The organism is uncultured Phenylobacterium sp. (assembly GCF_902826855.1).
Taxonomy (GTDB): Bacteria; Pseudomonadota; Alphaproteobacteria; order Caulobacterales; family Caulobacteraceae; genus Phenylobacterium.
On the sequence record NZ_CADEGK010000190.1, the window covers coordinates 1 to 8,699 of the forward strand.

The 8,699-nt window shown below is 64.6% G+C and carries 7 protein-coding genes; 6 read left to right on the forward strand and 1 reads right to left on the reverse strand.

Annotated features, from left to right (window positions below; translation table 11 throughout):
• Positions 1-1,040, forward strand: a 1,040-nt coding sequence (locus tag QZV94_RS20080; protein ID WP_293681004.1) for a DUF2493 domain-containing protein, incomplete at its 5' end; no start/stop codon positions are given.
• A gap of 435 nt (positions 1,041-1,475) precedes the next feature.
• Positions 1,476-1,787, forward strand: coding sequence for a hypothetical protein (locus QZV94_RS20085; protein ID WP_293681007.1), 312 nt, complete (start codon positions 1,476-1,478; stop codon positions 1,785-1,787).
• 128 nt (positions 1,788-1,915) lie between these two features.
• On the opposite strand, the gene QZV94_RS20090 is transcribed toward QZV94_RS20085, so the two are convergent.
• The gene (locus tag QZV94_RS20090; RefSeq protein WP_041551550.1) at positions 1,916-2,143 is read right to left on the reverse strand and encodes a hypothetical protein; all 228 of its coding nucleotides are present in this window, start codon (positions 2,141-2,143) and stop codon (positions 1,916-1,918) included.
• A 470-nt stretch (positions 2,144-2,613) separates the two neighbouring features.
• On the opposite strand from QZV94_RS20090, the gene QZV94_RS20095 reads away from it, so the two are divergent.
• From QZV94_RS20095 to QZV94_RS20110, 4 genes are all read left to right on the forward strand, one after another.
• Positions 2,614-2,904: a ribbon-helix-helix protein, CopG family gene (locus tag QZV94_RS20095; protein WP_293681014.1), complete on the forward strand. Its 291-nt coding sequence runs from the start codon at positions 2,614-2,616 to the stop codon at positions 2,902-2,904.
• On the forward strand, positions 2,891-5,224 hold the full coding sequence (locus QZV94_RS20100; RefSeq protein WP_293681017.1) for a type IV secretion system DNA-binding domain-containing protein: 2,334 nt from the start codon (positions 2,891-2,893) through the stop codon (positions 5,222-5,224). The genes QZV94_RS20095 and QZV94_RS20100 overlap by 14 nt, the downstream gene beginning before the upstream one ends.
• 3 nt (positions 5,225-5,227) lie before the next feature.
• Complete coding sequence (gene mobF, locus QZV94_RS20105; protein ID WP_293681020.1) at positions 5,228-8,272, forward strand: MobF family relaxase; 3,045 nt, start codon at positions 5,228-5,230, stop codon at positions 8,270-8,272.
• Between the two features lie 223 nt (positions 8,273-8,495).
• Positions 8,496-8,699 carry a hypothetical protein gene (locus tag QZV94_RS20110; RefSeq protein WP_010890958.1) on the forward strand — a complete coding sequence of 68 codons (204 nt, stop codon included), beginning with the start codon at positions 8,496-8,498 and terminating at the stop codon, positions 8,697-8,699.

Here is an 8,699-nt window from a genome sequence, read left to right on the forward strand (position 1 = left end):
CGGACCGTTTCTCGAACTTCGCCGACCTTGCCGAACACTATGCGCGTGAAATCGCGACGCCCGACTACGCCCGTGCATTCATGGAGCAGACTGAGTTTGCAAAGCTCTCAATCGAGCATGAGCCGAGCTCGGTTGAAATGCCCGATCCCGAGACCGCGCAGGCCGCGATCGAGATGATGCTGGCAACGGTCTTCGACCTGTTCCGCGACACCCGTATGGAAGACTTCGCCAGCGAGGTCGCATGGGGCATCGCCAACAGCTTCCATGTTGTGGCGAAGCGCCTCGATGACCGCGAGGATACGATGGCCAACCGGCTCCAGGAGAAGCTGCGCGAATACGATCCGAGCGAGGTCTATGCGACCGACCTTGAAGACCTCACCATGCAGGCTCGCAGCCTTGCCGAATGCCGCGACGCGATGGAATGCATGCGCGACCATGCCGCCCGCATCTACCTTGTCGAAACCGGCCGTCCCTTCTCACCGGTGCGTGGGTCAAGGGTCTCGTCCAAGACCAACGCCTCGATGATCGAAGCGCGCGACTACCTTGCGGCACAGAAGGCGCAGCGGCGCGAGCAGTTCGCCCCGTCGGGTCCGGTCGTGGTGTTCTCGGGCGGGCAGCAGTTCACCGATATCGCGCTGGTCGAAGACTACCTCGATGCGATCCATGCGCGGGTGCCGTCGATGGCGCTGGCAACGACCGCCCAGAACAAAGGCGCGGACGTGATCGCGGCAGCATGGGCCTCGCGGCACAACGTGCCGGTGATCCTGTGCAAGCCCGACACCTCGCGGGGACCGTCGGCGCCCTATCAGCGCAATGCGCGCATGCTGGCTTTCAAGCCGGTCGAGGCCGTGGTGTGCAGCGGCGGCGGCATCCAGGCGAACCTTGCCGACCGGCTGCGCGAAGCCCGCATCCCCTTGCATATCGTGCGCGATGCAGCGGCCCAGAACGAGGCTCCGGCGGCGCGGACCAAGACCCAGGCACAGGCTGATCGTCCGGCGATGAAGCGCGCGGTGGGCGCCGACGATCTCCCGCCGTTCTGAGCGGGGGCCCGTCCATCCAGAGCAACCAGGAGGGTGTCCGGCCTCACCGCTGGATGCCCTTCTTTTTTGTCGCTCGGGACACACACTTGGATGGCCCGGCTCGCTCGCTTCTGGCCCCCGCCAGTAACGGCCTTGCGGCCTGCTGGCCCGGGCGCGCGAAGTCTTCGCATCGGCCGGGCGGGCAAGACCCAATTCTGGGGCACCCGAGGGGGTGACCAACAGGGTTAAACACTCTCGCAGACTTCTTGAGGATGATGGCCGCCATTGGCCCGCGTCAAGAAGGGCGGTTCCCCCAATTTTTACGCCTGAAGAGGGCGAAAAAATCGGCACCCCCACCCCCGCTGCGCGGCGGGCCGCGGGCGGCCCGTTCCTGACCCGGGCCAAGCTCGGCCATCCTTGAGGAGACCTCTTCAATTCCTTTGACAGGAGGCTCACATGAACGCTCTTACCAAGACCCTCGACATCCCGGCTTTCGACTCCGTCAGCTATGACGCTGCAGTGCGCGCCGCCAGCATCAGGGCCCAGCACAGCTTCTTCGACCAGCACGTCATCGAGGACGAGTTCGGCTGCTTCCTCGCCATCGACGAAGGCGACTACAACGCCCTGCCCCAGGACCTGATCGACCGGATCGTCCATTCCGTTCCCGGCATGATGGCCGACGACTTCGACGAGGCGAGCATCGCCCGCGCCGCGAGCTTCATGAGCGTGGTGATGGATCCCGAATGGGACGCCGAATGCCCGTTCTGAAATGACCAGACATCGCAGCGCCGGAGGGCTCCGCTGAGGAGCTCTCCGGCCCCCCTTTTTTGCGTGTCCAGATAAAGCACAGCCGGGGCATCGAACCCCGGCTGCGCTGGCCTTTTGCAAGGCCGGTTTCAGCTTGCCCGAAGTCGTTTCTCGGCTTCGTCGAGACCGAGCTTTGCGAGAGCGGCGAAGAAGCCTTCGACCCTCTCGAACGGCGCCTTGCCGAGAACCGATTTCTGCATCAGTTCAACGCTTGCCGCCCGCTCACTATCGCGCAGTTTCGCCTCTCGCGTTTCCAACGCTTGACGCTCCTTTGCGATCGCTGCTCGTTCCGCTTCGAGACTTCCTTTCCTGGCCATGATCTACCTCTTGGGTTGGTGCTGAAACCTCCCGCGCGCGAGGATCGTCATCCTAGCCAGCTTGGCAAGCCCCCTGCCCCAATCGCCGCGACTGAGCTTACGACAGTCGAGTGATCCGGCGGCCTCAGCTGCCGCCAAGGGGGCGTAGAAAGCCCCCACAGGATTCGGGTAAAATCACCAAAACCCGCAAGCCATCAAAGCTACGGGATCAAGGGGAAGAGGTGCAGACCGTACACGGCGGTCCGTTTCGAAGAATGGCGGAAAGGCGTGGGTTTACAGGTGATGCGAAGTGATGCGCTTTGTAATACAGCAAGGTGTACCTGCCCGAACCCCCTGAATATCCGGGATTTGGTCGGTATTACAATGTAATACGCGGCCCTTCCAGGATGCCTTTGCTTGCCAAGCATTAGGGGATGGCCTAAAACAGGCATCGCGCAATTCCCGCCAGGCCCTTTTCGAAGGGTTTGGTGATGACAGAAACAGTTCTGATTACGGTCCGGCTTCCGCAAGCCTTGGCCGATGCTGCACAGGCTGCGGCAGCTGCAAAACAGGTCTCCCGTTCCAACCTCCTGCGAATCGCACTGGAGCATTTCCTGGGCGCCGTTTCGGGCACCTCGGAACAGGACCGGCGCCGGCAGTTCTCGTCCGAATATCTGTTCCTCGTTGCCGACCTCATCGTGCAGCGCCAGTACCCCGACGTTCATACGGCGCTGATCACCGAAGCCGAGGCGCGGATGGAGGCGGTCTGTGCCGCGTCCTGACACCTGGTCGGACCGGGCGCGGCCGGGCAAACTCCAGCACCATTCGGCGCGCGGAAACATGCCGCGCAATGCCGGCGACTTCACCCGCGGCTCGCAGCTCATCACGCACGAATTCATGATGTGGTTTGCCTCGGCGAAGATGCCGCTGCTGGTGTGGTTCTTCACCTTCCTCGTGGCGCTTTCGATCGTCCTCGCCCTCCTGCTCCACGAGCACGAAGTGCAGATGATCCTGATGCGGATCTATGCCGCCGGATGGAGCTTCATGGAGTTCAATCCGCGCAAAATCCTCAACCTCACCCTGCCCTCGGGCCGCGTGATCCCGGCGCCCGTTTCGATGATTGCCAGCCACCCCGATGTCGTCATCGCGTGGAACAAGCTGATGCGGGCCATCTGGGGTTCGCTGTTCATCTCGCTGTTCGTCGCCGTGCCGATCGCGGTGTGGTTCGTCGACTTCTCCAAGCGGCGAGGCAAGTCCATCCTCGAAGAGCGCCACCAGCGCGGCGCGATGCTGGTCGATGGCCCCGAGCTCGCCGCAGTCATCAATGCCCACAACCGCGACATGCTGGACGCGGAGGTCGCCCATCAGCTGCCCGGCAAGACGCTCCGGCAAGTCCTCGCCCTGCCGCTTGTCGAGCGCAAGGCTGCGGGCATCCACCACGCCTACTCGATGGCCGATGTGCCCTTCCCCTGGCGCACCGAACAGGCCCACACGATCATGATCGGCTCGACCGGAACCGGTAAGACCACGCAGATGCGCGCGCTCATCGCGCAGATGCGCGTGCGGCGCGACCGCGCGGTCGTGTTCGACCTCACCGGGGCCTACGTCGAGGCTTTCTACAACCCCGAGACCGACACCATCCTCAACCCGATGGATGAACGCTGCCCGAGCTGGTCGGTGTTCGCCGAAGCCAGGAACCACGCCGACTTCACCGGGATCGCCGCCGCCCTGCTTCCCGCCGATGGCGGAGGCGCCGAACCCTTCTGGATGCTGGCGGCGCGCACACTGTTCGTCGAGACTTGCATCAAGCTCATCAAGCTTGGCGAGGCTACCAACCAGGCCCTCGCGAGCCGGTTGATGATGGCCGACCTCAAGGAAGTCCATAAGCTCCTCGAACACACCGTCGCCGACCCACTCACCGCGCCCGAGGCAGCCAAGATGGCCGAGTCCATTCGCGCGGTGTTCAACACCAATGCCCAGGCCTTGCGGTTCCTGCCCGAAGGCAAGGAACCGTTCTCGATAAGCGACTGGATCCGCGCCGAGGACAAGCCGGGAGCGATCCTGTTCATCACCTCATCGCACAACGAACTGGTGCTCAACCGGGCGCTGCTGTCGCTGTGGATGAACCTTGCCGTCCACACGCTGATGCGCCTGCCGCGCACCCGGGACCTGCGCACCTGGTTTTTCTTCGACGAGGTCCACGCGCTCCACCGCCTACCCGCGATCGAGGACGGCTTGCAAACCGCCCGCGGCTTTGGCGGGGCCTTCGTGCTTGGCATCCATTCCTTCGCCAAGCTCGCGGAAACCTATGGCAAGGAAGGCGCGCAGAACCTCGCCTCGCTGGCACGCACCAAGCTGATCCTGGCTGCCGCCGATCGCGACACCGCCGAGCACTGCTCCGACTACATCGGTCACCGCGAAGTGCGGATGATGGATGAGGCCTATAGCTACGGCTATTCGAACATTCGCGACGCCGCGACGATCACCCCGCGCTCCGAAGTGCAGCCGCTCGTCCTGCCCGATGACATCATGAAGCTGCCATCTCTCAGGGGCTTTCTCGTGTTCCCCGAAGGCTTCGATGCTGCCCGGATCAAGCTCACTTACAAGGACTATCCCAAGGTCGCCGAAGGCTATGTTCTGCGAGAGCATGTCGAGCCCATCGAGTTCATGCGAGAGACGCAAGCTGACGAGGCCGATGAGGCGGGTGGCCGCGAAACCAAGGAAGAGCTCGAACTGGCCCGGGACACCGCGCCCGACGAGGCCCTGAGACAGGCCCGAACGCCGACCCTTCGCCAAGAAGAGCTGAACTTCCCAGTGGCACCGCCGATCGGTCCCAGCGGTCTCCCGGCGTCAAGTCTGGGGCGCTCGATGATTGTCAGCCACGCGATCGCTGGCAGCCCGTCCCAGTCCCAAGCCCGCGAGTCTGAAGCCGGGCCCAAGTCGGTCCAGCAATCGCCAAAGGCTGCTCCTCAGCGTCAGTCGCAGGCCGCCCGTGAACTTGGCGAAGCGGTTGATGACCGTGGCCGCGATGGCCGAACTCGTGAGGGCGCCAAGGAAGCTGAGCTTGATAGCCCCGCCACCGACGACGGACTGGAGATGTAGCCCATGCATTCCATCGCATCCGTCCGGTCGTCGAGCGGCGCAGCCGACTATTTCGCGAGTGACAACTACTACACGCCTGAGGAGAACGCGGAAGCCGGGGTCTGGGGCGGCGAGGGTGCGCGTGCGCTCGGGCTTGAGGGGCAGGTCGAGCGGGATCAGTTCGAGGGCATCCTCAATGGGCGCCTGCCCGATGGCGAGATGGTCGGGCAGGTCGAAGGGCGGCGCCTCGGTCTCGATCTCACATTTTCGATGCCCAAGTCCGCGTCGATCCTGGCGCTGGTCAGCGGCGATCGGCGGATCCTCGATGCCCACCTTGCTGCGGTCAAATCGACTATGTCGCAGCTGGTCGAGAAGCAGTTTGCCGAGAGCCGGAACTATGAGCGCAGCCGCAGCGGCGAACCTCAGAAGACGGGCAACCTCGTCTATGCCTTGTTCGCCCATGACACGAGCCGCGCGCTTGATCCGCAGGGGCACATCCACGCAGTAGTCGCCAACCTGACCCGCGATCCCAAGGGGACCTGGAAGGCGCTGTGGAACGGCGAGATCTGGAAGAACAACACCACGATCGGCCAGTTCTACCACGCCGCATTTCGCGCTCAGTTGCAGAAGCTCGGCTATGAGACTGAGGCCGCCGGCAAGCATGGTTCGTTCGAGATCAAGGGTGTGCCTGCCGAGGTCATCAAGGCCTTCTCGACCCGGGCCAACGAGATCGAGGCCAAGATCGCCGAAACCGGCGCCACCAGCCTCGCGACCAAAAAGCAGATCACGCTCTACACCCGCGATCCCAAACTGGTCCCCGAGGATCGCGGCACGCTTGTCGAAGGCTGGCAACAACGCGCCGCCGAACTTGGGTTCGATGGCAAAGCACTGGTGGCCGAAGCCAAGGCACGGGCCGAAGTGCAGGCCCGGCCCACATTTCGCGAGACAGCCACGGCGGCGATCGGCGAAGTCGCCACCCGGATCAATGCGGCGCTGCGTACGCCGAGCCCGCTTGCAGTGAGCGGCGCGGCAGCGCTCTTCCTGCCTGCCGAAACGATCAAGGCCCAGCACGCGACCGCCTCGGCGATCCGCCACCTCTCCGAGCGCGAAGCGGCCTTCTCGCCGCAGGCGATCCTGGCGAGCGCTCTGGGGTTCCAGATCAAGGGGCTCGAGGGCGGTGCTGTGGTCCAGCGGATCGGCGAACTGGTGCGTGAGGGTCACCTGATCCCCGGCAAATCCGACCGGCTCGACGGACATGTCGACCTCGTCACGACGCCGGCGGCATTGGCAATGGAACAGCGGATCCTCGACACGATCGACCGGGGGCACGGGGCGGGCCGCGCATTCATGCCGCCCGAAACGGCGATGGCGCGGCTGCAGGAAGCGGCGCGCGAACTGGGGCGCGAGCGCGCCGGGGTCGACACCTGGCAATTGAATGAAGGCCAACTGGCCGCGGGCGTCGCGATCCTCTCCGGCGGCGACCGCTTCCTCAATGTCCAGGGCGTTGCCGGTGCGGGTAAATCGACGCTGCTCGGCGCGCTCGACAAGGTGCTGGACGCCGAAGGGGTCAAGCTTGTCGGCCTCGCTTTCCAGAACAAGATGGTCGCCGATCTGCGCGGCGGCGGCGGTCAGGGCATGTCGGGCGACCAGATGCGCGCGGCGGGGATCGAGGCCTATACGATCGCCCGGTTCCTCAGCGCCTACGCCTCGGCTGCAGCATCAGGGTCCGGCGAGCGCTTCGAGGCGGCCAAGGCAGCGCTCGCCAACACCGTCATTATCATCGACGAAAGCTCGATGGTCTCCTCGCGCGACATGCTGCTTCTGACCACGCTCGCCGAGCAACTCGACCTCGCCAAGGCGCCGTTCATGGGCGATCGGCAGCAGCTCTCCGCGATCGAGCAGGGCAAGATGTTCGCGGTGTCGCAAGCATCCGGCCAGGCGACCGTGCGGATGGACGAGAACATCCGCCAGAAGAACTCCCCCCTCCTCCTCGCGGTCGCCGGCCTCTCGAACGAGGGCCATGCCGGCCTCGCGCTGGAATTGCTCGCGGCGAATGGCCGGGTGATCGAGGCAGGTCCCGATCATGTCGCCCTGGCAGCCGATCTGTGGTTGTCGCTGGCGCCCGAGAAGCGCGAGGCGACCGCGATATTCACCGCCGGGCGCGACGACCGCGCCGAGATCAATACACGGGTCCAGGCGGGGCTGCTCAAGGAAGGCACCCTCACCGGCGCTGGCGTCGCTCTCACCACCCTGCAGAGCGCCAATGCGACGCGCGAGGAGCTGCGCTTTGCCTCGACCTACCGGACCGGCCAGGTGATCGAGGCGCGGATGGACGTGCGCGAGATCGGTCTCGGGCGCGGCGAATATAAGGTGAGCGAGGTGCGCAAGGACGGCAAGGTCGTGCTCGAGCGCGATGGCAAGCGCAAGGTCATCGATCCCGACCGGATCAACCCCGACCACCGCTTCGACCGGCTCGGGCTTTACGAGCAGAAGCAGATCAGGATCCACGACGGCGAGACCGTGTTCTGGCGCGACAAAGACGCGGGCCGCGACATTGCCAAGTCGACCTACGCCACCGTGCTTGAAGCCCGCTCAGAAGGAATCCGCGTTGAGCTGGCCGACAAGCGGCAACTGGTCCTGGCACCGGGCGATCCGATGCTTCGCCGTCTCGACCTCGGCTATGCGCTCAATGCCCACATGGCGCAGGGGATGACCAAACCTGAGGCGATCGAGGTGATCTCGTCCGCGCAGCGCAATCTCGCGACCCAGCGCACGCAGAACGTGCTCAATACGCGCGCGACCGACGACATGGTCGTTGTCACCAACAACCTCGAAGGCCTGAAACAGCAGCTCGACCGCACGCCGGGCAACAAGACCTCCGCGCTCGAAGTGACCGGCAAGGTCGAGGTGGAACCGCGCCATTCCAATCCCATCGATAGTCGGCAGGTCCCCGAACTCAGGATGAGCCCCGAGCTCAAGGCCAAGCTCGATGCGGTGCTCGGGCCTGCGCCGCAAGCCCCGGTGCGCCAACTTCCCGTCCCTGAAAAATCGTTGGGACTCGACCTGTGAGGGCGCGGCTCACCTTTTCGTCTGAGGCGGCAGGCCGCGTGTTCGACCGGGCTCATGCCACTCTGGTCTGGCTCGCGGTCCTGGTCTTCCTGTCGTCCGAGCCGTCGGTTCGCGGCCTGGCGATGGCGGCGATGGTCGCGGTGGCGCTCGCCGCCAGCATCGTTGCCTGCCTTGCGAAGTGCGGCCCCCCTGACCCTTCAGCCCCGCATCATGGAGACTGACAATGGCCTACGAGCATGACGAAATCGGCGACTTTGCCAGCGAGCGCGATGCGCAGGACTGGGCCGAACGCAACAACATCGATCCATCAGATCTCCACTTCCGCGCCCGCGGCAAGCGGGGTGTCACCCTGAGCGTGCGCCGGTCGGCGCTCGGGGATTCATCGCAAGCCGACCTCTCGTTCGGTCGCCGGACCGGCTTTTTCTGA

Coding starts and splice junctions, on each gene's coding strand:
- QZV94_RS20090 (WP_041551550.1), bottom strand. CDS start 2,143: ATGGCCAGGAAAGGAAGTCTCGAAGCGGAACGAGCAGCGATCGCAAAG.
- mobF (WP_293681020.1), top strand. CDS start 5,228: ATGCATTCCATCGCATCCGTCCGGTCGTCGAGCGGCGCAGCCGACTAT.
- QZV94_RS20085 (WP_293681007.1), top strand. CDS start 1,476: ATGAACGCTCTTACCAAGACCCTCGACATCCCGGCTTTCGACTCCGTC.
- QZV94_RS20110 (WP_010890958.1), top strand. CDS start 8,496: ATGGCCTACGAGCATGACGAAATCGGCGACTTTGCCAGCGAGCGCGAT.
- QZV94_RS20095 (WP_293681014.1), top strand. CDS start 2,614: ATGACAGAAACAGTTCTGATTACGGTCCGGCTTCCGCAAGCCTTGGCC.